Annotated in this window: 19 protein-coding genes; 2 read left to right on the top strand and 17 right to left on the bottom strand. The window is 65.9% G+C overall.

Features of this window, described 5'->3' with window-relative positions; all coding sequences use genetic code 11:
- The first annotated feature begins 115 nt into the window (after positions 1-115).
- Positions 116-1,219 (top strand): cell division protein ZapE, encoded by a 1,104-nt coding sequence (gene zapE, locus A9G05_RS20920; protein ID WP_069562779.1) that lies wholly within the window; start codon positions 116-118, stop codon positions 1,217-1,219.
- A gap of 213 nt (positions 1,220-1,432) precedes the next feature.
- Here zapE and paaZ read toward each other — a convergent pair whose 3' ends face one another.
- The 8 genes from paaZ to paaA all read right to left on the bottom strand — a co-directional run bounded on the left by paaZ (position 1,433) and on the right by paaA (position 9,474).
- Positions 1,433-3,493: a phenylacetic acid degradation bifunctional protein PaaZ gene (paaZ, locus tag A9G05_RS20915; protein WP_069562778.1), complete on the bottom strand. Its 2,061-nt coding sequence runs from the start codon at positions 3,491-3,493 to the stop codon at positions 1,433-1,435.
- A gap of 140 nt (positions 3,494-3,633) precedes the next feature.
- The gene (locus tag A9G05_RS20910; protein ID WP_069562777.1) at positions 3,634-5,277 is read right to left on the bottom strand and encodes a cation acetate symporter; all 1,644 of its coding nucleotides are present in this window, start codon (positions 5,275-5,277) and stop codon (positions 3,634-3,636) included.
- Positions 5,274-5,582, bottom strand: a complete 309-nt coding sequence (locus A9G05_RS20905; RefSeq protein WP_069562776.1) for a DUF485 domain-containing protein — start codon at positions 5,580-5,582, stop codon at positions 5,274-5,276. Before A9G05_RS20905 ends, A9G05_RS20910 begins: the two co-directional genes overlap by 4 nt.
- A 143-nt stretch (positions 5,583-5,725) precedes the next feature.
- On the bottom strand, positions 5,726-6,802 hold the full coding sequence (gene paaE / locus A9G05_RS20900) for a 1,2-phenylacetyl-CoA epoxidase subunit PaaE (protein ID WP_069562775.1): 1,077 nt from the start codon (positions 6,800-6,802) through the stop codon (positions 5,726-5,728).
- A gap of 64 nt (positions 6,803-6,866) precedes the next feature.
- Positions 6,867-7,391, bottom strand: coding sequence for a 1,2-phenylacetyl-CoA epoxidase subunit PaaD (gene paaD / locus A9G05_RS20895; RefSeq protein WP_069562774.1), 525 nt, complete (start codon positions 7,389-7,391; stop codon positions 6,867-6,869).
- Entirely contained in the window at positions 7,378-8,139 is a 762-nt protein-coding gene (gene paaC / locus A9G05_RS20890) for a 1,2-phenylacetyl-CoA epoxidase subunit PaaC (RefSeq protein WP_069562773.1), read from the bottom strand. Before paaC ends, paaD begins: the two co-directional genes overlap by 14 nt.
- A 10-nt stretch (positions 8,140-8,149) precedes the next feature.
- Positions 8,150-8,431, bottom strand: a complete 282-nt coding sequence (gene paaB, locus A9G05_RS20885) for a 1,2-phenylacetyl-CoA epoxidase subunit PaaB (RefSeq protein WP_069562772.1) — start codon at positions 8,429-8,431, stop codon at positions 8,150-8,152.
- 53 nt (positions 8,432-8,484) lie between these two features.
- Positions 8,485-9,474 carry a 1,2-phenylacetyl-CoA epoxidase subunit PaaA gene (gene paaA, locus A9G05_RS20880; protein WP_044404043.1) on the bottom strand — a complete coding sequence of 330 codons (990 nt, stop codon included), beginning with the start codon at positions 9,472-9,474 and terminating at the stop codon, positions 8,485-8,487.
- Between the two features lie 369 nt (positions 9,475-9,843).
- Between paaA and A9G05_RS20875 the strand changes: the two genes are divergently transcribed.
- On the top strand, positions 9,844-10,236 hold the full coding sequence (locus tag A9G05_RS20875; RefSeq protein ID WP_069562771.1) for a DUF4280 domain-containing protein: 393 nt from the start codon (positions 9,844-9,846) through the stop codon (positions 10,234-10,236).
- Between the two features lie 18 nt (positions 10,237-10,254).
- On the opposite strand, the gene A9G05_RS20870 is transcribed toward A9G05_RS20875, so the two are convergent.
- From A9G05_RS20870 to tssE, 9 genes are all read right to left on the bottom strand, one after another.
- Positions 10,255-10,797, bottom strand: a complete 543-nt coding sequence (locus tag A9G05_RS20870; RefSeq protein WP_069562770.1) for a toxin-antitoxin system YwqK family antitoxin — start codon at positions 10,795-10,797, stop codon at positions 10,255-10,257.
- Positions 10,798-10,804: 7 nt separating this feature from the next.
- Entirely contained in the window at positions 10,805-12,811 is a 2,007-nt protein-coding gene (tssI, locus tag A9G05_RS20865) for a type VI secretion system tip protein VgrG (protein ID WP_069562769.1), read from the bottom strand.
- Positions 12,812-12,977: 166 nt separating this feature from the next.
- Entirely contained in the window at positions 12,978-13,853 is an 876-nt protein-coding gene (locus A9G05_RS27415; RefSeq protein ID WP_139131207.1) for a hypothetical protein, read from the bottom strand.
- A 204-nt stretch (positions 13,854-14,057) separates the two neighbouring features.
- The gene (locus A9G05_RS27410; RefSeq protein WP_139131206.1) at positions 14,058-14,705 is read right to left on the bottom strand and encodes a hypothetical protein; all 648 of its coding nucleotides are present in this window, start codon (positions 14,703-14,705) and stop codon (positions 14,058-14,060) included.
- A 269-nt stretch (positions 14,706-14,974) separates the two neighbouring features.
- Positions 14,975-15,463, bottom strand: a complete 489-nt coding sequence (locus A9G05_RS27405) for a hypothetical protein (RefSeq protein ID WP_139131205.1) — start codon at positions 15,461-15,463, stop codon at positions 14,975-14,977.
- Positions 15,464-15,508: 45 nt separating this feature from the next.
- The gene (gene tssH / locus A9G05_RS20860; RefSeq protein WP_069562768.1) at positions 15,509-18,058 is read right to left on the bottom strand and encodes a type VI secretion system ATPase TssH; all 2,550 of its coding nucleotides are present in this window, start codon (positions 18,056-18,058) and stop codon (positions 15,509-15,511) included.
- Positions 18,058-19,098 (bottom strand): type VI secretion system baseplate subunit TssG, encoded by a 1,041-nt coding sequence (gene tssG / locus A9G05_RS20855; protein ID WP_069562767.1) that lies wholly within the window; start codon positions 19,096-19,098, stop codon positions 18,058-18,060. The genes tssH and tssG overlap by 1 nt, the downstream gene beginning before the upstream one ends.
- Positions 19,062-20,849, bottom strand: coding sequence for a type VI secretion system baseplate subunit TssF (gene tssF, locus A9G05_RS20850; RefSeq protein WP_069562766.1), 1,788 nt, complete (start codon positions 20,847-20,849; stop codon positions 19,062-19,064). Before tssF ends, tssG begins: the two co-directional genes overlap by 37 nt.
- Entirely contained in the window at positions 20,833-21,273 is a 441-nt protein-coding gene (tssE, locus tag A9G05_RS20845; RefSeq protein WP_069562765.1) for a type VI secretion system baseplate subunit TssE, read from the bottom strand. Before tssE ends, tssF begins: the two co-directional genes overlap by 17 nt.
- Positions 21,274-21,275: the final 2 nt, after the last annotated feature.

Below are 21,275 nucleotides of genomic sequence, written 5' to 3'. Positions count from 1 at the left end.
TCCAGGGCCTTCACCCACTCCGCAGAGAGGATCGGGCGGCAACGGCCTGCCGCAGGCGACCGTGGCCTTGCCGCTCGGGTAGACTGCGCCGCGAATTCCCGGGAGGAGTCCCATCATGGATGCGCTGTCGCCGCTGGCGGCCTACGAAGACGCACTGGCCCGTCAGGGCTTTGCCGAGGACCCGGCGCAACGCCGCGCCGCCACGCTGCTGGAGGTTTGCCAGCAGGCCCTGCAGGCCGGCGAGCCGAGGGTGCGGGGCGTGTACCTGTGGGGGCCGGTGGGGCGCGGCAAGACCTGGCTGATGGACCGCTTCCACGCCAGCCTGTCGGTGTCCGCCCGGCGCCAGCACTTCCACCACTTCATGCGCTGGGTGCACCAGCGGCTGTTCGCCCTGACCGGCACGCCGGACCCGCTGCTCGCCCTGGCCCGTGAGCTGGCCACCGAGGTGCGGGTGCTGTGCTTCGACGAGCTGTTTGTCAGCGACATCGGCGATGCGCTGATCCTCGGGCGGCTGCTGCAGGCGATGTTCGACGAGGGCGTGACCCTGGTGGCCACCTCCAACCAGCTGCCTTCGCAGTTGTATGCCGACGGCTTCAACCGTGACCGCTTCCTGCCCGCCATCGCCGCCCTGGAGCGACACACCGACGTCGTGGAAGTGGACGGCGGTCAGGACCACCGCCTGCACCCGGGCGCCGTGACCCAGCGCTATTGGGTGGCCGAGCCGGACGCCCTGGCCGGGGTGTTCCGCACCCTGAATGGCGATGCACCGGCCACCGATGCGCCGCTGCAACTGGCCCACCGCGAGGTGACGGTGCGCCTGCGCGGCGAGGGCGTGCTCTGGTGTGACTATGCCCACCTGTGCGAGGCACCCCTGGCGGCGCTGGATTTCATCGAGCTGTGCGACCGCTTCCCGGCCATCCTCCTCGGCGCGGTGCCGGTGCTGGGTGCAGCCGAGCGGGAAGGGCGCATCGCCCGTGGCACCGAGGACGCTGCCGAGAAGGTCGCCGCCGGCGACCGCCAGTTGCCGCGCCTGTCGCCCAAGGACGACGGCGTGCGCCGCTTCATCGCCCTGGTGGATGAGTGCTACGACCGCCGGGTGCCGCTCTACCTGGAGGCTGCCGTGCCGCTGGAGGCGCTCTACACCGAGGGCGGGCTGGCCTTCCCCTTCCGCCGTACCCTGAGCCGTCTGCGGGAGATGCAGATGACGCGATTCGCATGAGCCCCCGTAGGATGTGGTGAGCTCGCGAACCGCATCGTTCCGGTCCCGATCCTTGGTCCGCGATCCCAGGGCTTGTCTTTCGTCAAATGGGGCTCGCCCGGGAAGGCGAGACGGAGTCGGTAATCGACTTGACCCCATAACAACGGCGCTGGAGCCAGCCAAAAAAGACCGGCCACAGGGCCGGTCGAATCGCTCACGGAGAATCGAGGCTGATCAGGCGCCTTCCGGGCGCTTGAGCACCAGGGTGAGGATGTCGTAGCTGGCCACCAGCTCGCCGTGCTGGTTGGTGACCTCCACGTCCCAGGCGACCACACCCTGGGGTTCGCCTTTGGGGCTCTTCTTGCCCTGGTCGATCTTGCGTTTGCAGGTCAGGCGCGCCTGGAGGGTGTCGCCGATACCCACCGGCTCGATGAAGCGCAGGGTGTCCAGGCCGTAGTTGGCCAGCACCGGGCCGGGTGCGGGGGAGACGAACAGGCCGGCGGCAGCGGAGAGCACGAAGTAGCCATGGGCGATGCGCTTGCCGAATTGGGAGTCCCGGGCCGCCAGTTCGTCGAAGTGCATGTAGAAGTGGTCGCCCGAGAGGCAGCCGAAGTTGACGATGTCCGCCTCGGTCACGGTGCGGCGGTGGGTCAGCAGCGACTCGCCGATCTGCAGCTCGTCGAACCAGCGGCGGAACGGGTGCACCTCGGTCTCGATCACCCGGGCGCCGCGCACGTGCTCGCGGGTGACGGCGGCCAGCATGCTCGGCGAGCCCTGCACGGCGGTGCGTTGCAGGTAGTGCTTCACCGCGCGCAGGCCGCCCAGCTCCTCACCGCCGCCGGCGCGGCCGGGGCCGCCGTGCTTGAGCATCGGCAGCGGCGAGCCGTGGCCGGTGGATTCGGCGGCGGCCTCGCGGTCGAGGATGTGCACGCGGCCGTGCAGGGCGCCCATCATCGGCCCCACGCGGGCGGCGACGGCCGGGTCCTTGGTGACCAGGCTGGCCACCAGGCTGCCCTTGCCTCGGGCGGCCAGGGCGACGGCCTCGTCCAGGTCCTCGTAGGCCATCAGGGTGCTCACCGGGCCGAAGGCCTCGATGTCGTGGGCGCCGCCCTCGGCGTGCGGGTCGCGGGCGCGCAGCAGGGTGGGGGCGAAGAAGGCGCCTTCGGCCACGCCCTCGCCACGGGGGGTGAAGCCGTCGCGGGCGCCGAACAGCAGCTCGCTGCCGGTCAGCAGGGCGCTCACCCGCTCGGCGACGTCCGCCTGCTGGGCATGGGAGGCGAGGGCGCCCATCTTCACGCCCTCCACCGACGGGTCACCCACCACTACCTTGGCCAGGCGCTCGCGCAGGCGTTCGGCCACGGCGTCGATGTGCTTCGCCGGGACGATGGCGCGGCGGATGGCGGTGCATTTCTGCCCGGCCTTGACGGTCATCTCGCGGGCCACTTCCTTGACGAAGAGGTCGAACTCCGGGTCGTCCGGGTTGATCTCCGGGGCGAGGATGGCGCAGTTCAGCGAATCCGCCTCGGCATTGAAGGGGATGGAGTGGCGCACCAGGTTGGCGTTCACTCGCAGCTTGGCAGCGGTGTCGGCGGAGCCGGTGAAGGTCACCACGTCCTGGCCCTGGAGGCGGTCCAGCAGGTCGCCGGTACTGCCGATCACCAGTTGCAGGCTGCCTTCCGGGAGCAGGCCGGACTCGTGCATCAGGCGCACGGTGGCCTCGGTCAGGTAGCTGGTGGCGCTGGCCGGTTTGACGATGCAGGGCATACCGGCGAGGAAGGTGGGGGCGAACTTTTCCAGCATCCCCCAGATGGGGAAGTTGAAGGCGTTGATGTGCACCGCCACGCCGCCGCGCGGCACCAGGATATGGGTGCCGGCGAACTGGTTGTGCTTGCCCAGGGGCAGGGCCGGGCCTTCGTGGACGAGGTTGCCGGAGGGCAGCTCGCGGGCGCCGACACCGGCATAGGCGAACAGGGTGCCGGTGCCGCCCTCGATGTCGATCCAGCTGTCGGTACGGGTGGCGCCGCTGTGGTGGGAGAGGGCGTAGAGCTGCTCCTTGCGCTCGTTGAGGTACAGCGCCAGGGCCTTGAGGCGCGCGGCGCGCTGTTGGAAGTCCAGGGCCATGAGCGCCGGGACGCCGCGGGTGCGGCCGAAGTCCACGGCTTCGGCGAAGTCCGGCGTTTCTTCATGGGTGCGGAACAGCGGTTGCCCGTTGAGGGCGCTGCGCAGCACTTGGGCACCGTGCTGGCCGATCCAGCGGCCGCCGATGAAGCTCTGCAGGGTGGGGGCGTTGCTCATGGGGATTCTCCGTGAAAAAGGCCGGCACTCCGGGTGCCGGCTGGGTCTCGTGGGTGGCGCAACCAGAGGGCCAGGGTGGCGAGCAGCGGTGTGGTCCGGTTGAGGCGTTTCATTGTTGTTGTGTCCGTCAAGCCGTCGGGTCAGTGGCGGCTGGCAGCGGCGGCGCCGATGCCGGTCATGGAGCGGATGAACTGCGCCAGGTAGCGGCCGCGTTCCTGCCGGGCGCGCTCGGAGGCGTCCGTCACCGAGAACGCCCAGGCACTGAAGAAGGCCAGGCCCATGGAGAACAGCGCCGGGTTGGAGTAGGGGAACAGCGGCGTTTCGTGGTGCAGCACGTTGACCCACACCGCCGGGCTGAGCACCAGCAGGACGATGGCCGAGAGCAGCCCGGCGACGCTGCCGGCGACCGCGCCACGGGTGGTCAGGCCCTTCCAGAACATGGAAAGGAACAACACCGGGAAGTTGACCGAGGCGGCGATGGCCAGCACCAGGCCGGAGAGGAAGGCGATGTTCTGTGATTCGAAGAGCAGCCCGAGGATCACCGCCAGCACGCCGATGCCGAGGGTGGCGATGCGCGAGACGCGCATTTCCTCACGCTCGCTGGCCTTGCCCTTGCGCACCACGCAGGCATACAGGTCGTGGGACACGGCGGAGGCGCCGGACAGCGCCAGCCCGGCCACCACCGCGAGGATGGTGGCGAAGGCCACGGCGGAGATGAAGCCGAGGAACAGGCTGCCGCCCACCGCGTGGGACAGGTGCACCGCCACCATGTTGCCGCCGCCGATGATGGCGCCGGCCGCATCACGGAACTCGGGGTTGGTGCCCACCATGACGATGGAGCCGAAGCCCACCACGATCAGCAGCAGGTAGAAGTAGCCGATGAAGCCGGTGGCGTAGAACACGCTCTTGCGGGCTTCCCTGGCGTCGCTGACGGTGAAGAAGCGCATGAGGATGTGCGGCAGGCCGGCGGTGCCGAACATCATGCCGAGCCCCAGGGAGATGGCGTCGACGGGGTTCGACAGCAGCCCGCCCGGCGCCATGATCGCGGTGCCCTTGGCGTGCACCTCGGTGGCGGCAGCGAACATCGCCTCGGTGCTGAAGCCGAAGTGCCGGAGCACCATGAAGGCCATGAAGCTGGTGCCGGAGAGCAGCAGCACCGCCTTGATGATCTGCACCCAGGTGGTGGCCAGCATGCCGCCGAAGGTGACGTAGCAGACCATCAGCGCGCCCACCAGCAATACCGCCTGCAGGTAGCTGAGGCCGAACAGCAGTTCGATCAGCTTGCCGGCGCCGACCATCTGCGCCACCAGGTACATCAGCGCCACGGTGAGGGTGCCGAAGGCCGCGGTGATGCGGATCGGGCTCTGTTCCAGGCGGTAGGACACCACGTCGGCGAAGGTGAACTTGCCCAGGTTGCGCAGGCGTTCGGCGATCAGGAAGAGGATGATCGGCCAGCCGGCGAGCACGCCCAGGGCGTAGAGCAGGCCGTCGTAGCCGTTCATGAACATCATCGCGGAGATGCCGAGGAAGGACGCCGCGCTGATCATGTCGCCGGCGATCGCCAGGCCATTCTGGAAGCCGGTGAGGCCGCCACCGGCGGTGTAGAAGTCGGCGGTGGAGCGGGTGCGCAGGGCGGCCCAGCGGGTGATGCCGAGGGTGAACACGACGAAGGCCAGGAACATGTAGATGGCCGTCCAGTTCAGCGGGCGGCTGGCATCGGCGGCGAAGGCCAGCGGCGAGGCCAGCAGGCCGGCGCCGAGCAGCAGGGAGGCGAGCGCTTTCATGGGGCGAGCACCTTTTTGACCTTGTCGTTGAGCGGGTCGATGACGCTATTGGTCTTCGAGACGTAGATGCCGGTGAGGGCGAACGACAGCAGGATCACGCCGACGCCCACCAGCATGCCGACGCTGGTGACGCCGCCACTGAGGGACTGGCCGAGCACGCCGGGGGCGAAGGCCACCAGCAGCACGAAGCCGTAGTAGATGACCAGCATGGCGCCGGTGAGGGACCAGGTCAGGCGCTGCTTGCGCCGGACCAACTGAATGAAATCCGGGTGCTGCCGGATGCGTTCGAGGTCGTGCGGGGTCATGGGTGCTCTCTCTTGTTGTGGTTGTAGAGGCGGTGCAACGCAGGTGAAGCGGGTGGAGCTGTCTCTTCGTAGGGTGGGCTTCAGCCCACCGATGGCTGCACGGGACGTGGTGGGCTGAAGCCCACCCTACGGAGCGAGTCGGTTCAGGGCTGGTCGAAGTCGAGGACGACCCTGTCGCTCACCGGGTAGGACTGGCACGAGAGCACGTAGCCGGCGGCCACTTCGTAGTCCTCCAGGGCGAAGTTGCTGTCCATCTCCACCTCGCCTTCGATGACCTTGCACTTGCAGGTGGAGCACACCCCGGCCTTGCAGGAGTAGGGCAACTCCAGGCCCTGGGCGTTGCCGGCTTCGAGCAGGCTCTGGGTGTTGCGCGGCAGGTCGAAGCTCAGGGCGCGGCCGTCGCTGATGACGGTGACCTGGCTGCTGGCGCTGTTGGCGGCACGGGCGGCTTCGCGGGCCTGGCGGCGGGCGGCGGCGCCTTCGCTGGCGAAGAGTTCGAAATGGATGCGTTCGGCCGCCAGGCCGTGGCCCTGCAACTGGTCGCGGACGGTCTCGGTCATGGCCTGCGGACCGCAGATGAAGGCGGCATCCAGGGCCTTCACGTCGATCCAGCGGGCGAACAGTTGGCCGCATTTGTCGGCGTCGATGCGGCCGTTGTAGAGGTCCACGTCCTGCTGCTCGCGGCTGAACACGAAGATCAGGTTGAGGCGCTGGAGGAAGCGGTTCTTCAGGTCCTCCAGTTGTTCGCGGAACAGCGCGGAGGCGCTGGAGCGGTTGCCGTAGAGCAGGGTGAAGCGGCTGCGGGGCTCGCGCTCGAGGGTGGTCTTGATGATCGACAGGATCGGCGTGATGCCGCTGCCGGCCGCCACGGCGAGGTACTGGCCGTGGCGGGCCGGGTCGAGGGGCACGAAGAAGCGCCCGTCCGGCGGCATCACGTCCAGGCGCTGGCCGGGTTGCAGGCGCTCGTTGGCGAAGGTGGAGAAGCGCCCCCCGGCCACGCGCTTGATGGCCACGCGCAGTTCGCCGTCGCCGGTGCCGGTGCAGATGGAGTAGGAGCGGCGTACCTCCTCGCCATCCAGCTCGGTGCGCAGCACCAGGTACTGGCCCTGGGTGAAGTGGAAGGCTTCGGCCAGGCTCTCGGGGATGTCGAAGGCGATGGACACGGCGTCGCGGGTTTCCGGGCGCACGTCCTTGATGGTCAGGCTATGGAATTGGCTCATGTTCTCTCCTGCGGCTTGGCCGCGCGGGGGACGAAGGCGAGCGCCGCCGTTCGTGCTCGCCCGCCTAGATGCACTTGAAGTAATCGAACGGCTCCAGGCAGTCCCTGCAGCGGTGCAGGGCCTTGCAGGCGGTGGAGCCGAATTCGCTGAGCTGTTCGGTGTGGGCGCTGCCGCATTGCGGGCAGCGGATCTCCGGCGCCTCCCCGAGCAGGCTGCGTTTGCTGGCGCTGCCTTCGGGCGGGGCGATGCCGTAGGCGCGCAGCCGTTCGCGGCCTTCGGCGCTGATCCAGTCGGTGGTCCAGGCGGGCGTCAGGCGGCGCTCCAGACGCGGGACGAAGCCCGCCTGCAGCAGCGCCTGCTCGATGTCCCGCTCGATCACCTCGGTGGCCGGGCAGCCGGAATAGGTGGGCGTGACCACTACATGCAGCAGGCCGCCGTCGCGCTCCAGCGCCCGCACGATGCCGAGGTCGACCACGCTGACCACCGGGACTTCCGGGTCCATCACCGCGTCCAGCACCTGCCAGGCACGGGTGATGTCGCCGGCACCCAGGGGCGCGCGGTCGCTGGCGATCAGCTCACCAGCTTGCATCGGGGTAGGCCCGCTGGAGGAACTGCATCTCGGCCAGCAGCAGGCCCAGGTGCTCGGTGTGCAGGCCCTTGCGACCGGAGAGGTAGAAGGGGCTGGCCGGCGCCGGCAACGGCAGGGTGGCAAGGGCGAATACGTCGGCGACCTTGGCCTGCCAGCCGTCGGCGATGTCCTGCGGATTCGGCGCGATGCCGGCCTCGAACAGGCGCTGCTCCACCTCGTCGGCATTCACCAGTTCGACGCTGAAGCGCCACAGCGCGCTCACGGCAGCGAGCATGCGCCGGTGGCTTTCCTCGGTGCCGTCGCCCAGGCGCTGCACCCATTCGCTGGAGCGGCGCAGGTGGTAGGTGACTTCCTTCAGCGCCTTGGCGGCGATGCCGGCGACCCGCTCGTCAGCGGAGGTGGAGAGGCCGTGCAGCACCTGGAAGTACCAGGCATCAAAGAGGAACTGCTTGGTCATGGTGACGGCGAAGTCGCCGTTGGGCTGCTCCACCAGCAGCAGGTTGCGGTAGGCGCGTTCGTCCCGGCGGTAGGCCAGGTGGTCGGCGTCGCGGCCGTCGTCCAGCAGCTCGGCGGCGTAGTCCAGCCAGTTGCGGGCCTGGCCCACCAGGTCGAGGCCGACGTTCATCAGTGCCAGTTCTTCTTCCAGGGCCGGGGCGCGGCCGCACCATTCGCACAGGCGCTGGCCCTGGATCAGGGCGCTGTCGCCGAGGCGCAGCAGGAGGTCGATGAGATCGTGCTTGGCAGTCATGGCAGGCGCCTCACATGTGACCGACTTCGGCCGGCAGCTCGTAGAAGCTGGCGTGGCGGTAGACCTTGTCCTGGGACGGGTCGAACAGCGGCTCCTTCTCGTCCGGGGCGGAGGCGGTGATCAGTGCGGAGGGCACCACCCACAGGCTCACGCCCTCGTTGCGGCGGGTGTACAGCTCGCGGGCGTTGTCGATGGCCATGCGGGCATCGGCGGCGTGCACGCTGCCGACATGCTTGTGGTTGAGGCCGTGCTTGCTGCGCACGAACACTTCAAACAGGGTCCACTCACTCATGGGGCTATCTCCTCATGGGGCCGGGTCGTGCCGGCGCCCTTCTTGTCGTCAGGTCAGGCGGCGCTGCGTTCGCGCTGCTTGCGGGCATGGGCCACGGCGGCTTCGCGTACCCAGGCGCCATCCTCGATGGCCTTGCGGCGGGTGGCGAGGCGCTCGTGGTTGCAGGGGCCGTTGCCCTTGAGCACTTCGTAGAACTCGCTCCAGTCGATTTCGCCGAAGTCGTAGTGGCCGCGCGCTTCGTTCCACTTCAGGTCCGGGTCGGGGGCGGTGCAGCCGAGGAACTCCAGTTGCGGCACGGTCTGGTCGATGAAGCGCTGGCGCAGCTCGTCGTTGCTCTGGCGCTTGATCTTCCAGGCCATGGACTGGGCGCTGTTGGGGGAGTCGGCGTCGCTCGGGCCGAACATCATCAGTGCCGGCCACCAGAGGCGGTTGATGGCGTCCTGGACCATGTCCCGCTGGGCCTGGTTACCGTGGCGCATCATGTGCAGGAGGATTTCGTAGCCCTGGCGCTGGTGGAAGGACTCTTCCTTGCAGATGCGCACCATGGCGCGGGAGTAGGGGCCGTAGGAGGTGCGCTGCAGCACCACCTGGTTGACGATCGCGGCGCCGTCCACCAGCCAGCCGATGGCGCCCATGTCGGCCCAGTTCAGTGTCGGGTAGTTGAAGATGCTGGAGTACTTCACCTTGCCGGCGTGCAGCTTGGCGACTTCCTCGTCGCGGCAGGCGCCGAGGGTCTCCATGGCGCTGTAGAGGTACAGGCCGTGTCCGGCCTCGTCCTGGATCTTCGCCATCAGTTGCAGTTTGCGCTTGAGGGTCGGCGCGCGGGTGACCCAGTTGCCTTCCGGCAACATGCCGACGATCTCGGAGTGGGCGTGCTGGGAAATCTGCCGGATCAGCGTCTGGCGGTAGCCGTCGGGCATCCAGTTCTTCGGCTCGATCTTGATCTCGGCGTCGATCCGCTCCTGGAAGGCGCGCTCCTCGGGCGACATCTCGTCCAGCGCCTTCACGCGCTTGGCGCCGGTTTCTACCAATTGTGCGTACATGCCGTTCTCCAGCCATGCAGGGTTCGTGGGAGGGCCATGGCGCTCTTTTTAAATGATACTAAATCAAATATCAAACATAAAAATATGTATCGCGTAATGGTCGTGTATCGCTTTGCGGATGGCTGGCTCCAATGCCTGAGCCGTGCATGCTTCGTATTTCCTGGATCTTGAGCGTGGTGTGACGCTCTGGGGCGAAGGTTTTGGTCGTTGGGTTGGGGGCGAAGGAGGTGTCTTGTTCCAGATTCTGTATCGTATTTTGCGATACGGAATGCTGCGCCGGTTTGTCGGCGAAAAAGCGGCATGGGGGCTCTGGTGGAGGTCGGGGCGCTGGTCTAGAGTCTTTGCCGACCAGCAAAAGGAGGGTGTGCGATGGGATGTCCGCAGGTGTGCAGCGGTGCGACGCTGCAATGCAGTTTCGGGGTGGCGCCGTCGGTGCTGAACGTGCTGCCGGTCAACCGGACGCTCACCAACAACATGCCGGCGGCGAACATCATGGATCACATTCCGCTGGTGAACATCATGCCCTTCGGCATGTGCCAGAGTCTGGCCAACCCCATGGTGGCCGCCGCCACCGCTGCCGCACTGGGCGTGCTGACGCCGATGCCGTGCATCCCCGCGACGATGTCGCCCTGGATACCGGGGGCGCCGACGATGCTGCTGGGCAACATGCCTTCGCTGGATGCCAACTGCATGCTGATGTGCAACTGGGCGGGGGTGATCAAGGTCGCCATGCCGGGCCAGATGCAGATGCTGATCCCCTAGGTACCGCTCAAGGTCGGATCAGACCTCGCTCGATTCGCTCCAGCGCCTCCACCACCAGCGCAGCCGCGAGATCGGCTTGCCCTCGGCGTCCAGCGGCCGGCCGTCCTCGGCGAAGCCCTGGCCTTCGTCCAGCGGCTTGCCGTTGAGGTAGCGGCTGCGCTGGGCCACCTGACCGTTGCCGTGGAAGCGCTGGTAGAGGCCGTCGCGCACGCCATCGCGGTACTGCTCCAGTTCGGCCAGGCTGCCGTCCGGGTAGTAGCTGCTGGCTTCGCCGTGCATCAGCCCCTGGCGGTAGCCGACCTTGCGTTGCAGCCCGCCTTCGGCGGCGAAGTACTGGGCCACGCCCTGCAGGCGGCCGTCCACGTAGGGCAGCAGCGCCGACACCTGGCCGTTGGGGTGGTAGAGGGTGCTGGTGCCGTGCAGTACGCCGTTGGCATAGAGAAGCTGGGCCTGGGGGCGGCCGGCTTCCTGGATGCGCACCGGGCCGTCGAGGGCGCCCTCTTCCAGGCGGCCCTGGAGGCGGCTGTCGCCACGGGTGAGGTCGAGATTGCCGTTGGCCATGGGCGCCTCAGTTGACCTTTACCAGTCCGCCCTTGATGGTCAGCATGCCGCCGCCGTCCACGGTCTGTTCGGCGGCGGCCTTGTTGGTGAGGCTGACGCCGGCGTCGTTGGTGAGGGTGGTACCGGCCTTGTTGTCCAGGGAGGTGCCGGCCTGGTTGGTGAGCGAGGTGCCGGCCTTGTCGGTGAGCGCCATGCCGGCCTGGGTGGTGAGGTTCTTGTCGCTCTTGGCGGTGAAGTCGCCGCTGCTCTGCAGGGTGAGGGTGCCGGTCACCTTGATGGTGAGGTTGCCGTCCACGGTCAGTTCGTAGTTGCCGCTCACCTTGTGGCTGTAGTTGCCGCCGGTGCTGTGGGTCTGGTCGGCGCCGACGCTGACGGTGCGGCTGTCCTTCACATCGAGGCTGTCGCTGCCGGTCTGGATGGTCACCGTGCGCTTGCCCTTCTCCAGGGTGATGGTCTCGTCGCCTTCCTTCACCGTGCGGGTGCGGGCGTTCTGCACCGTGAGGGTTTCGTCATGGCCGATGGTGGCAGTGCTGTCGTTGAGCACGTTGACGGTCATGTCCTTCTGCGCCTGGAGGAAGACTTCCTCGGCGTCTTTCTTGTCCTCGAAGCGCAGCTCGTTGAAGCCGCCACCGCCCTTGGAGGAGTTGGTCTTGATACCGGACTGGGTCTGGTTGTCGGGCAGGGCGTAGGGCAGGGTGTTGTCGCCGTTGTAGACGCAGCCGGTGACCAGCGGGCGATCCGGGTCGCCATCGATGAAGGTGACGATCACCTCCTGGCCAATGCGTGGGATGAACTGCATGCCGAAGCCCTTGCCGCTCCAGGGCAGCACCACGCGCACCCAGCAGGACGAGGTTTCGTCATTCTTGCCGTCGCGGTCCCAGGGGAACTGGATCTTGATACGGCCGTACTGATCGGTCCAGATCTCCTCGCCGGCCTTGCCCACCACCTGCGCGGTCTGGGTGTGCATGCGCGGCTTGGGCGTGAGCCGGGGCGGGCGGTAGGCAGTGGCCTTGGGTATGGCTTCGAAGCGGTTGCGGTAGTGCGCGTGGCTGGCGTCATGGGTGACGGCGGTCACCACCCAGTCGATATTAAGGCTGGCGTCGTCATGCCCGGTGAGGGTGAACCAGTGGCCGGGCACCAGCCAGCGGCAGTCGCTCTCGCCGATCAGGCGCTTCTCCTGGCTGCGCAGCCCGTCCACGCGCTGCTTGGTCAGCGCATCGCCACGCGCCTTGGCGATGTAGCCGCCCGGGTGCTCGTACATCGACAACGGCCCGGCCACCGCCTCGGCCTTGCTGTAGAGCGAGGTGGTGGGGGTGGTGAAGGCGTAGTCCGTGGCGCTGTATACCCCGCTCACCGCCTGCACGCTGTACTGCGCCGAGCGGATGCCATGCAGCTCGCGCACGCCGATGCCCTGGCCCAGGTAGGGCACCTTCGGCCCGTTGGGAATCGGCACGAAGGCATCACTGCTGTCGCCCAACACCAGCGTGTGCTTGCCGTCCTCGTGGGTGAAGAACCAGAAGATCCCTTCCTCCTCCAGCAGCCGCGAAACGAAGGCGAAATCCGTCTCCCCGTACTGCACGCAATACTCGCGCGGCTCGTAGCTGCCGGAGAGCGACAGCTTGAAATCGGTGAAGCCATGGGCCTTGAAGATGGTGGTGACGATGTCGCTGGTGGACAGGTTCTGGAACACCCGGTTGTTGCTGGCCAGGGTCAGCCACCAGAGCCAGGGGCGCAGCACCACCTGGTAACGGTCGGCGGTGGCATCGGCGGGGAGCTGGCGGATTTCTGCGGCCAGGGCGTCGAGGGGGCGCTGGTTGGCGTCGTTGTGGAGGGTGGCGGTGATATGCGTGGCCACGGCACTGCTCAACGTCAGCGCGGTGGCGCTGTCGCCATTGAGGGTCAGGCTGCCCAACTCGTTCAACGCCTCGTCCCCGGAAAGCGTCTGGGGGTAGAGATCCGTCAGGGCGGAGGCGCTGAGGGAGAGGCTGGTGGTTGTGTCAGTGGGGCGGGGCATTTTTACTTCCAATAAATACGGTTAAAGACATGCATACGCCCGACGTCAAAAGGGGCAAATCCCCCAGGGGCAGAATTATTTTGGAGCAGTTAGGGCCTTAATAGATATTTCCCCTTTTTGTCGGTACTTCCTCGGAGTTAGAGCGATTTTTTTGGGTTAAAACTCTCTATCCCGCTGGTTGGTTGATAAGTGCATTATGTTCTGATTTTCTTTGGGTGAGTGAGAATTGGGCCCATACCGGTGCGTGGTCGGATGTATAGTGCTTGATAGATTTTATTTCTTGGGCCGTGGTAATGGTCATATTCAGAGTGTTCTCTATTGTAACTAAGAGGTTGTCCCCGCCAGCTGATTGCAGGGTTAGTCCGTGATAGAAGATAGCGTCATAGGGATTATCAGTACCGGTGGGTTTGATGCGGAGGCTGGTTTCATTGGTGACCGCTAGATTGAACTCTGGCTGCAGAATGGTGGACACATTCTTGGTGTCCATATTGAAATCTCCGCAAAGGACTGTTGGGAATTCTTGGATGTGAGCAAGTTTCTTTATATAGCCAATTTCCTTGCTGCTCATTTCGCTTGGGTTAGGGGCGTGATAGACCATGATGGCAAAAACCTGTTTAGAGTTGTTCTCTCCAAATAGCATCATCGCTGGAACACGGTTCTTGAATGGGAGTATATTTTGTTGCGCATCTGTATTTATAAGTGATGGTTCATTTAAGGGGGTTACTCGGTCGGAGCGCCACAGGAAAGCATACAGTTCGCCCTTATTGCTCTCCTTGTGCGCATTTCCTCCAGACAAGGCATAGCGCCATTGCCCGCCAAGTATTTCTTTTAGTTGGGTGATTGCTAATGCTCCTTGGCTATTGTCATATGATTCGCCGAATAGAGGGCTTTTTATCGATGGCCGAACTTCTAGTACTGCGAGGATGTCAATATCTCGACTGCGTACTATTTCGGCTATTTGGTATATTCGAGCTATTTGTTCGTTTTCATCTTTCTGAGGGTTGTAGTTGAACTGCTTAATGTTCCAGCTCATGATGTTCATGTGTAATTTCTGCTGTGATTTTTGTGATTGGAAACTTTGTAGATGTTATCCATGAGGTAGGTTTTTCTTGGGTGGTGAATGGTGAAAATATTAGTATATTGCTTGTGCAGTGCCTGATTCTATGTGATTGGTTTCTTCGGCAAGTGATGTGAGGTTCATCATTTTCAATCGCTCGAAGTTGATTTCCCGCTACAAGCTAACGTGCTATTCGTTTGTCATGGGGAGTTGTCCGACTCTGTGAGTCCTGATCTCCTGTTTTATAAAATTTTTCACCCTGCCAACTCGGTCCGCGTCTAGCGCAGTATCAATGTTCGCTGTGTTCCAGTAGAGAGTGTCATCCAATATGTATTGCCCGCCTAGTTTCCAGTCGTTACCTAGCCAGATTCTCTGGCACCTGACACATCCCAGTACATGCCTGCCTGGAATAGAGACTGCAGCAAATTCTTCAGCGTGAATAGGCCAAGTGACACGGTCCATTAAGTAGGTCCCGTATATTTCCGGCTTTCTATTGATTATTTCCCATGCGTCGAGTTGCTGTTGCTCATAGGTATTGAAGCCTTGGGCTACATATACTGCGAAGATCCACGTCCACTCTATATCTGTATTGTTCGGAAAAAGCGCAGCTGCGCTAATTTTGGTGGATACACAGTTTGCCGAGATGGATGCCATATCGCCGCTGCGTGGTGAAGGGTCGTCTAGGCGACTGATGTAATACATGTCGTAAGGGTCGTCGGTAAAAGCATCCCTTTTTTGTTCGAAGCCGCGGCTAAAAATATATCGATAATCAATGCCGTTCAGGGAGACTCCTCGATATCCGATGATGTCAAGTGGGGCTGGATCAACTTTTGGCATCTATTCGTTCTCCATGAGTCTTTAGTGATTGTTGCGATACATAACATCCGGGTTTGAGTTTTTGCCTTCATTGTTTTGCCTTGATATCTCCTCTAAATTTTCTAGGTGCGCCGTTGGTGGTGAGCACAGGCTTGACCATGTCTGGTCTATCAAGAGTTACCCTAGGTTGAAGGGTTTTTTAATGGGCGTGCCAATTGTATTTTTCCCTTCCTGTTTTATGGGGGTGTCAGTTGTGCTGGCCTGTTTGGGTTGAATGGTTAGATTGATTTTTAGTGTTCATTTATTTTTTTCATGTAGCTTATGCTTCCGTTGATGGTGCCTGTTGTTCTGTTTATTAGTGGCTTGTTGTCATATCCATATATTTCCAGTGTGATGGAGGCTCTCTGTAGCGCTTCGTGGAAGCACTTTTCTGCCGAAACTTCGTCGATTCTCTTTGTGTTCCAGTCACCCAGGCCGGGGTGGCTGGTAACGATCGTTAGTGGTCGAGTGGCCTGTTTTATCAATTTCTTGAACTCCACTTGGCCGCTGCCTTTGTAGTTGGACAGGCTGAAGGAAATATAGAAATGCGGAGGAAGGCCGACTCTGTTGTTGGTTGTTATTCCTGATTTGGATTCGTGGAGCCTAGCTTCCAGTACGTCCCATGCAGTTTTAGAGTATTTATCGGCGTGATGTACCTCGCTGCCAACAGAACCGCCCGCATCCGTCAATGTGGTCAGCGTCTCGTCAGTGACATAGGGGAGTATCAAGTCTCCTGCCATATTTGTAATACCTCATCCCATTTATGTATTTTTGTTTTGCATACCTTATTCCAACACCCACTCCGCCAACTTCCCCGTCACCTGCGCCATCAGCACATTCTCGATATCCCGCGCGCCGGCTGCGCTGCACTTGGCGAGCACCGCTTTCACGATGGCGGGGTCGAAGTCGAACTGTTTGCCGGTAGCGGCCTTGTAGCGTTCCCGCAGTTTTTCCAGCTTGGCCAGGACGATGCCTTCCAGCGTCGCTTCATCCAGCGGGCGGTAGGGCACGACGGTCATACGGGCGAGGAAGGCGGGGCGGAAGGCCTGTAGCAGCACCTTGCGCAGGCGTTCGTTGAAGGCGTCGCTGCCGAGCTGGTCGGTGGGGGTGTCCAGCACCAGTTCGGCGCCGACGTTGCTGGTGGCGAGCATTACGGTGTTCTTGAAATCCACCACCAGGCCGGTGCCGTCTTCCATCACGCCCTTGTCGAAGACGTTGTAGAAGGCTTCCAGCACGTCGGGGTGGGCCTTTTCGATTTCGTCCAGCAGCACCACGGAGTAGGGGCGGCGGCGCACCGCTTCGGTGAGTACGCCGCCGGTGCCGTAGCCGACGTAGCCGGGCGGGGCGCCCTTGAGCTGGCTGACGGTGTGGGCTTCCTGGTACTCGGAGAGGTTGATGCTGATGAGGTTGCGTTCGCCACCGTAGAGGGCGTCGGCCAGGGCGTAGGCGGTTTCGGTCTTGCCGACGCCGGTGGGGCCCACCAGCAGGAACACGCCCACCGGTTTGGCCGGGTCGGTGAGGCCGGCGCGGTAGGCCTGGATGCGCTGGGCGATGGTGCCCAGGGCGCTGTCCTGGCCCATGACCCGCTGGCCCAGGCGCTGGCCGAGGGTGCGCACGGCGTAGGCTTCGTCGGCAAGCATCTTGCCGATGGGGATGCCGGTCCAGCCGGCGATCACGGCGGCCACGGTGCGTGAGTCCACCTGCTCGGGCACCAGGGGGTCGTCCTGGCGGATGGCGTCGAGGCCGGCCTCCAGCCGGGTGAGTTCGGCAGCGAGGTGGTCGATGCGCTCGTCGAGGGCTTCGTCGGGGTGGCTGGCGTCGGCGCTCTCGCTCAGGGCCAGCAGTTCGCGGCGGGCTTCCAGCAGCTCGCGCACGGCTTCGCGCTCTTCGCCCCAACGGGTTTCCAGCTCGCGGATGGCCGCCTGGTTGCCGGTGGACTCCTGCTCCAGGGCGGTGATGCGTTCGCGGTGGTCGAGCCCGGTGGCCTGTTCCCGGCGCAGGCGCTGCAGTTCCTCGCCCAGGGCCTGCTGACGGTGGCGCAGGCTTTCCAGCGGTGGCGGCACGTCGTGCTGGCCGAGGGAGACCCGGGCGCAGGCGGTGTCGAGCACGCTGATGGCCTTGTCCGGCAACTGGCGACCGGAGATGTAGCGGTGGGAGAGCTTGACTGCGTCATGGATGGCGCTGTCGAGCACCTGCACGCCGTGGTGCTGCTCCAGCTTGGCAGCGACGCCGCGCAGCATCTCCACGGCGGTGGCCTCGTCGGGCTCCTCCACCTGCACCAGTTGGAAGCGGCGGGCCAGGGCCGGGTCCTTCTCGAAGTACTTCTTGTATTCCAGCCAGGTGGTGGCGGCCAGGGTGCGCAGCTCGCCCCGAGCCAGGGCCGGCTTGAGCAGGTTGGCGGCGTCGCTGCCGCCCTCGCTGCCGCCGGCACCGATGAGGGTGTGGGCCTCGTCGATGAACAGGATGATCGGCTGCTCGCTGTTGCGCACGGCGTCGATCACGCCCTTGAGGCGCTGCTCGAACTCGCCCTTGACCCCGGCGCCGGCCTGCAGCAGGCCGAGGTCGAGCACCCGCAGGATGACGTTCTGCAAGGGCGGCGGCACGTCACCGGCGGCGATGCGCAGGGCCAGGCCCTCGACCACGGCCGTTTTGCCGACGCCGGGGGCGCCGACGAGGATGGGGTTGTTCTGCCGCCGGCGCAGGAGGATGTCGATGCTCTGGCGGATCTCCCCGTCGCGCCCGACGATGGGGTCGATGCGTCCGGCGCGGGCGTCGGCGGTAAGGTCCTGGGTGTACTGGTCGAGCACGCTGTCCTGGGGCGCTTCCTGGGCGGGGCGGGCCTTGCCGGCCGGGCCGGGGCCGCCGCTGTGCTCGCGGGAGGTCTGGGTCCATTCCAGCAGGTTGGCGCGCAGGGCTTCGCGGGGGATGCGCAGCAGCGAGGAGGCGCTGTTGAGCAGCAGGCTGCGGCGTTCGTCGCGGTCCAGCAGGGCCAGCAGCAGCAGGCCGGAGCGGATGCTCGCCTGGCCCTGCACGCTGGCCTGCACCACGGCATCTTCCAGCAGGCCGATGGTCTGGGCGGAGAGGGCTGGGGTGCGGGTGCTGCCGGCCTTGAACAGCTCCAGGGCGCGGTTGATCTCGGTGGCGACGGCGTCGCGCTCCAGGCCGAAGCGCGGCAGCAGCCAGGCGAGGTCGCCGCCTTCTATATCCAGCAGCTCCAGCAGCAGGTGCTCGATCTCCACGTAGTGGTGGGTGCGTTGCAGGCAACGCTGGGCGGCCCGTTCCAGGGCGCGGCGGCTGTCGGCGTTGAGGCGGCCGATGAGCGCGGCGAGTTCCATCAGGGCGTCTCCTTGTGTGGCAGGCCGCTATCGCTGTGGCGCAGGCGGGTATCGATGCGTTGCAGGGTGCTTGCGGCGGCCAGGTGCAGGCCGCCGCTCCAGCGCAGGCGCGGCGGTTGCTGGCGGTCCAGGCGCAACGGCGCGCCGGGGCGCACCAGCAAGCGCAGGTGGCAATCCAGGTCGGGGCCGAGGTAGAGGCCGGCGAGGTCGGCAAGGCGTCGGTGCTGGGCGCCGCCGGGCAGGTAGGCATTGGCCTGTTCGGTGCCCAGCGGGCCGAGGGTGAGGCGGATGCCCGCGTGCTCGTCCCACACCCGGGTGCCGGCGATGGCGTTGCGGCCCAGGCCGAGGTTGCGGCCGCCGCGTTGCAGGCGGCTGCGGCTGGCCGGGGGGATCTCCCGCCAGGCGCCCTGGTAGGCCTCGTAGTCCACCGCCACGCCGAACTGGTGGCGCACCAGCACGGCGAAGCCGGCCAGGGAGCGGCGCGGGCCGTTGAACAGTGCGGCGCGGGCGGTGATGGCGGCGTCCGGCAGGTCCATGCGCTGTTGCAGGCTGCGCGGCAGCAGGCCGGCCAGGGCCAGCAGCGGCGGCTGCACGGGGGCTTGTTCGGGCGGCTGGAAGCCGAGGGCCAGGCGATGCCGGCCCAGCACGCGGTAGAGCTGGGCGAGCAGGCGGTTCTGGAACAGGTCGAGGAATTCCGCCGGGGCGTGGTCTTTGTGGCGGGCCCGCTGTTGCAGCCATTCCTGATAGGCGTAGGGCAGCGGGCCGTCGGGGCCGCCGAGGCCGAATACGGCGGTGCTCAGCACAGGGGGCTGCCCCGGCCTTTCCTCCAGGCGTTCCACCTGGCTGGCGGCGAAGGTTGGCGTGAGTGGCCCGCGCAGGCGCAGGGCCTCGTCGTCCGGGCTGCTGCCCTGGCCCAGCGGCGTGGCGTCGGGGCGTTCGCGCTCCAGCAGCAACAGGGCCTGGAGGAATTCGAAGGCCTGGGGCCGGTCGCGCAGGCGCTGGCTCAGAGGCTGAGGGGCTTGCCGGCCTGGGGCTGCCATGTCCGCACCTCCTTGTCGTGATCCACCAGCACCGTGCGCACGAAACGGTTGGGCGTGGCGTAGAGGGAGAAGAACTGCGCCAGCACGGCGGAGAACAGTACGGCGCTGCTGCCGGCGAAGTGCTGTGGGTCGAGGCGGATGCGTACCTCCAGGCCGTTGCGCCAGCCGCGCCAGGCGTCCTCGCCGACCCGCGCCACCACCCGTTCGCTGGTGAGTTCCACGAGGCCATCCACCTGGCGCCGGGGTCCGGCTTCGTCCCGCAGGTTGTGCAGGTGCAGCAGTTCGCGCAGGGCGTCCAGGGCCTCGGGGCCTTCCACCAGAGACAGATGGTTGAGGCTGAGCTGGGACACCAGGCGCCAGCGCGAGGGGCCGGCGAGGCGCGGCAGGCTTTGTGGCGTGGGCGGTGCCAGCAGGCTGGCCAGGGCCACCGGGCCGGGGCGCTCGAAGCCCAGGCGGGTGCCGGCGGGCAGGTTCTCGGCCAGGTGCCGGTTGGTGCACAGCAGCTCGGCGGTGAGGCTGTATTCGGGGGCGTCGTGCAGCGGGTCGAAGGCGGTGTCCACCAGGCTCAGCAGCAGGTCGCTGCCGGGGCGTGCCGGGTTCAGGCCCTGGACGCGCCGGGCGTGCCAGTAGAGGCCGGAGCCGGCATGGCTGTGGCCGTAGTAGGCCGGCACGCGGCGCACGCCCTGGGGCGTGGCGGCGCGGACGCTACGGATGCTGTGGATCTCCACGCTGCGCTCGCGGTGGGCGTCGGCCACCAGGCGATATTCGCTGCGGGTACCGTCCGGGCGCAGGGGCTCGGAGGTGCGCGGGAACAGGTTGATGGCCGGGGCGCAGCCCAGGCGCAGTTCACTGGCCTGCAGGTGCGGTCGGCCCGTTGGGGCGCGGTCGAAGGCGATCAGCACCTGGCAGTCGCGCCCGCCGCTGGCCGGTGGCAGCAGCGGCAGGTCGAAGAAGGCGAACTTGTCGGGGAAGGCGAAGTACTCCGCCAGCAGGCGCAGGCCGGGGTGCTGGCCGTCTTCGTCGGGCAGCAGCGCCTGGTCGTCGGCGAATCCCACCGGGGCGATCTCGCCGGGCACCGGCTGCAGCGGGCTGTCCGGGGCGCCGCTCCACACCCCGAGGCTGTGGGCGCCGAGCAGGTCGTAGAGGGTGGCGTTGGTCATTGGCGAGGCGGCCAGGTGCACCCGCAGGTGGCGTACCGGCAGTTGCGGCCAGTCGAATTCGCCCAGGCATTCCAGGGTCAGGCGCAGGGCCGAGCGCGCGCGCGGGTGGCCGGAGAAGGCCACGGCGGCGTCGCCGTCCAGCAGGGTCGCTTCGCGGATGCGCAGCGGCCAGAGCACGGCTTCGGCGCTGGTGCGCAGGTGCACGCTGGCACCGTCGCGGGTGGTGACGAACAGCGGCGTGTCGCGGGGCAGGCGGTAGCCTTCGGCGAGGCTGCCCTGGGTCGGGTCGGGCTCGAACTGCACGATGGCACAAGAGGGCAGGGGCCTCAGCACCAGGGGGTAGAGCTGCTCCAGCAGGGCGTCGCTGAATTCGGCGTAGTCATCGTCGAGGCGCCGGTGCAGCCGCGCGCTGAGCAGGGCGAAGCCTTCCAGCAGCCGTTCGACGTGGGGATCCGGGCATTCGCCAGGGGCCAGTTCCAGGCGCCGCGCCACCTTCGGGTAGCGCTGGGCGAAGCTGTTGCCGGCGTGGCGCAGCCAGGTGAGTTCGCGCTGGTAGTAGTCCAGCAGGTCGGCATCAATCGAGTCGCTCATGGCGCACCTCCAGGCCGTCGTCGCCGGGGGCGAGGAGGAACAGCACCGGCCAACTGCGGCGACCGCAGCGCAGGTGCCCAGCCAGGCGGATGCCGAGGCGCTGGGGCTGGTCGGGCAGGGCCTCGACCTCGATCTCGCTCAGTTGCAGGCGGGGTTCGAAGTGCTGCACGGCGGCGCGCAGTTCCCGTAGCAGCAGGCGCCGATCATCCACCCGCAGGGCTTGCAGGGCGCTCCAGTCGGCGATGCCGTAGTCCAGCACGGTCAGTGGCCGGCCGGGTGCGCGGGGTGGGCGACGGGTGTTGAGCAGGCGCGCCAGCTCCAGGCGGACGGACTCGGCCAGGGCGTCGCGGTCGAAGTCCGGCGCCTCGTCCGCCTGGGCGGAGAGGCGCTCGAACAGGGGGGGCAGCAGTCCGCTGTACGGCATGG

It is taken from the genome of Pseudomonas sp. ENNP23, assembly GCF_001728945.1.
GTDB lineage: Bacteria > Pseudomonadota > Gammaproteobacteria > Pseudomonadales > Pseudomonadaceae > Metapseudomonas > Metapseudomonas otitidis.
The sequence above is the reverse complement of the archived record's forward strand: the minus strand, read 5'-3'. Positions and strand labels throughout refer to the sequence as shown.

Coding starts and splice junctions, on each gene's coding strand:
- zapE (WP_069562779.1), top strand. CDS start 116: ATGGATGCGCTGTCGCCGCTGGCGGCCTACGAAGACGCACTGGCCCGT.
- paaZ (WP_069562778.1), bottom strand. CDS start 3,493: ATGAGCAACGCCCCCACCCTGCAGAGCTTCATCGGCGGCCGCTGGATC.
- A9G05_RS20910 (WP_069562777.1), bottom strand. CDS start 5,277: ATGAAAGCGCTCGCCTCCCTGCTGCTCGGCGCCGGCCTGCTGGCCTCG.
- A9G05_RS20905 (WP_069562776.1), bottom strand. CDS start 5,582: ATGACCCCGCACGACCTCGAACGCATCCGGCAGCACCCGGATTTCATT.
- paaE (WP_069562775.1), bottom strand. CDS start 6,802: ATGAGCCAATTCCATAGCCTGACCATCAAGGACGTGCGCCCGGAAACC.
- paaD (WP_069562774.1), bottom strand. CDS start 7,391: ATGCAAGCTGGTGAGCTGATCGCCAGCGACCGCGCGCCCCTGGGTGCC.
- paaC (WP_069562773.1), bottom strand. CDS start 8,139: ATGACTGCCAAGCACGATCTCATCGACCTCCTGCTGCGCCTCGGCGAC.
- paaB (WP_069562772.1), bottom strand. CDS start 8,431: ATGAGTGAGTGGACCCTGTTTGAAGTGTTCGTGCGCAGCAAGCACGGC.
- paaA (WP_044404043.1), bottom strand. CDS start 9,474: ATGTACGCACAATTGGTAGAAACCGGCGCCAAGCGCGTGAAGGCGCTG.
- A9G05_RS20875 (WP_069562771.1), top strand. CDS start 9,844: ATGGGATGTCCGCAGGTGTGCAGCGGTGCGACGCTGCAATGCAGTTTC.
- A9G05_RS20870 (WP_069562770.1), bottom strand. CDS start 10,797: ATGGCCAACGGCAATCTCGACCTCACCCGTGGCGACAGCCGCCTCCAG.
- tssI (WP_069562769.1), bottom strand. CDS start 12,811: ATGCCCCGCCCCACTGACACAACCACCAGCCTCTCCCTCAGCGCCTCC.
- A9G05_RS27415 (WP_139131207.1), bottom strand. CDS start 13,853: ATGAACATCATGAGCTGGAACATTAAGCAGTTCAACTACAACCCTCAG.
- A9G05_RS27410 (WP_139131206.1), bottom strand. CDS start 14,705: ATGCCAAAAGTTGATCCAGCCCCACTTGACATCATCGGATATCGAGGA.
- A9G05_RS27405 (WP_139131205.1), bottom strand. CDS start 15,463: ATGGCAGGAGACTTGATACTCCCCTATGTCACTGACGAGACGCTGACC.
- tssH (WP_069562768.1), bottom strand. CDS start 18,058: ATGGAACTCGCCGCGCTCATCGGCCGCCTCAACGCCGACAGCCGCCGC.
- tssG (WP_069562767.1), bottom strand. CDS start 19,098: ATGGCAGCCCCAGGCCGGCAAGCCCCTCAGCCTCTGAGCCAGCGCCTG.
- tssF (WP_069562766.1), bottom strand. CDS start 20,849: ATGAGCGACTCGATTGATGCCGACCTGCTGGACTACTACCAGCGCGAA.
- tssE (WP_069562765.1), bottom strand. CDS start 21,273: ATGCCGTACAGCGGACTGCTGCCCCCCCTGTTCGAGCGCCTCTCCGCC.